The sequence below is a fragment of the Micromonospora sp. NPDC002389 genome (assembly GCF_040296095.1).
In the GTDB taxonomy this organism is placed as follows: domain Bacteria; phylum Actinomycetota; class Actinomycetes; order Mycobacteriales; family Micromonosporaceae; genus Micromonospora.
Genome location: NZ_JBEOWP010000041.1, coordinates 1 through 1,757, shown reverse-complemented (window position 1 = coordinate 1,757; position 1,757 = coordinate 1). Strand labels below are relative to the sequence as shown.

The following is a 1,757-nucleotide window of genomic DNA, read 5'->3' as shown; positions in this document are numbered from 1 at the left end:
AAGATCCCTACCAACTGACACATGTACCGGGACTTCAACACTGACAGATGTCATGAGACTGAATAGTTTCGTGCTAACGGAAACTGTCCAAGATTCACATTCGCGAGGTGGTGGCCGAGATTCACAGGTGCGGGCACGGTGACGGCCGCGTCGGCGGGCCCTCCCCGTCCGCCCCCGCCGCCGCCGGGCCCCCGTCCGCCCCCGCCGCCGGGCCCTCCCCGTCCGCCCCCGCCGCCGGGCACACCCCGTGCCCCGGCCGCCGGACCCGCCCCACCCGGAGGTGGGCGCCGGAGGCGGACGTCGGGCGGCCGAAGACGGGTGGTGGGCGTGGGCGGCAGAGGTGGGTGCCGGAGGTGGGTGGCGGGGCGTGTCCAGGGCATTCGAGGGGCATCTCGGTCGCACCTCAGATGCGCGAAACAGTCCCGCCCGCAACACGCCGAGACCGGGCGGACAGCGCCACTCAGAGTGGTTACCGTGCGGCGCAACGTGACGCGCGGACGGAGGTCGGCAGATGAACGAGACACTGCGGTTGGCGATGGCGGACAAGGGCGAGACCGCTCAGTCGTTGGCCGGGAAGGTCGGCGTCGACCCGAAGACGGCAAGTCGGTGGGTGGCCGTCGGGCGTACCCCTCACCCCGGCACCCGGGCCGCTGTCGCCGCCATACTCGGCCGCCAGTCGAAGGAGCTCTGGCCGGAGCCGTACCGCCGTCGGGACATGCCCTGGTTCCAGGAGTGGGCACAACTGGAGCAGATTGCCAGCTCGCTCCGGTCGTACCAGCCGCTGCTGGTGCCGGGTCTGCTCCAGGCGGAGGCGTATGCCCGGGCGGTGCTGGCGACCGGCGGCCTGGTCGCGCCGGCGCAGGTGGAGGAGATCGTGGCGGCGCGACTGGCCCGGCAGCGGGTGCTGGAGCGCGAGGTGCCGCTGCAACTGGTGGCGGTGATCGACGAGGTGGTGTTGCGGCGGCGGGTGGGTGGCGACCGGGCGGTGATGGCCGGGCAACTGCTCCACCTGGCCGAGTTGGGCGAGCGGGAGCACGTGCAGGTCCGGGTGATCCCGGCGGAGAACCCGTGGCACACCGGCCTGGCCGGGCCGTTCGTGCTGGCCCGGACGCCGGACGGCGCCGAAGCTGCCTATCTGGACAATCAGCTGCGCGGTCAGGTGGTGACCGAGCGTGCCGACCTTGCTAGCCTGGGCGCGAGATGGGAGAGCGTCACCGGTGAGGCGCTACCCCGCCGCCGGTCCATCGAGCTGATCAGGGAAGTGGCGACGACATGGACATGACCGACGCCCGCTGGCGCACCGCCACCCGCAGCAGCAACAACGGCGGCGATTGCGTCGAGGTGGCCGACAATCTGCCCGGCCGGGTCCTGGTGCGCGACAGCAAGGACCGAGCTGGCGGCACCCTGACCTTCACCCCCGACGCCTGGCGCACGTTCGTCACCACACCCCCGCGCTGACCCCCCGCACGGCCTTCCCGCACCGACCTCCCGCGCTGACCTCCCGCACGGCCTTCCCGCACGGCCTTCCCGCACGGCCTTCCCGCACGGCCTTCCCGCACGGTCTTCACGCACCAACCTCCCGCGCGCCGATCATGGAGATATGGCAGCGACAAACCAGGGCGATCGGCGCGTTTCCGCGACCACAACTCCATGATCGGCGGGGCGGGGCGGCGACGATGTCCCGGTCGGTGGCGTCCGCGATGATCACCGTGATGTTGTCCGGTCCGCCGCCGCGCAGGGCGAGTTGCACGAGTCGC

Annotated in this window: 3 protein-coding genes; 2 read left to right on the top strand and 1 reads right to left on the bottom strand. The window is 71.7% G+C overall.

What is annotated here, in order from left to right:
* Positions 1-511 precede the first annotated feature (511 nt).
* A complete protein-coding gene (locus tag ABT008_RS30370; RefSeq protein WP_350700731.1) occupies positions 512-1,282 on the top strand; it encodes a DUF5753 domain-containing protein in 771 nt (256 codons plus the stop codon).
* Entirely contained in the window at positions 1,273-1,458 is a 186-nt protein-coding gene (locus ABT008_RS30365) for a DUF397 domain-containing protein (protein ID WP_350700729.1), read from the top strand. Before ABT008_RS30370 ends, ABT008_RS30365 begins: the two co-directional genes overlap by 10 nt.
* A gap of 106 nt (positions 1,459-1,564) precedes the next feature.
* Here ABT008_RS30365 and ABT008_RS30360 read toward each other — a convergent pair.
* Positions 1,565-1,757: hypothetical protein (locus ABT008_RS30360; RefSeq protein ID WP_350700733.1), on the bottom strand; the 193-nt coding region annotated here is incomplete at its 5' end.

What these genes read in the sequence shown, in the direction of transcription:
- ABT008_RS30370 (WP_350700731.1), top strand. Translation starts at nt 512, where the DNA reads ATGAACGAGACACTGCGGTTGGCGATGGCGGACAAGGGCGAGACCGCT.
- ABT008_RS30365 (WP_350700729.1), top strand. Translation starts at nt 1,273, where the DNA reads ATGGACATGACCGACGCCCGCTGGCGCACCGCCACCCGCAGCAGCAAC.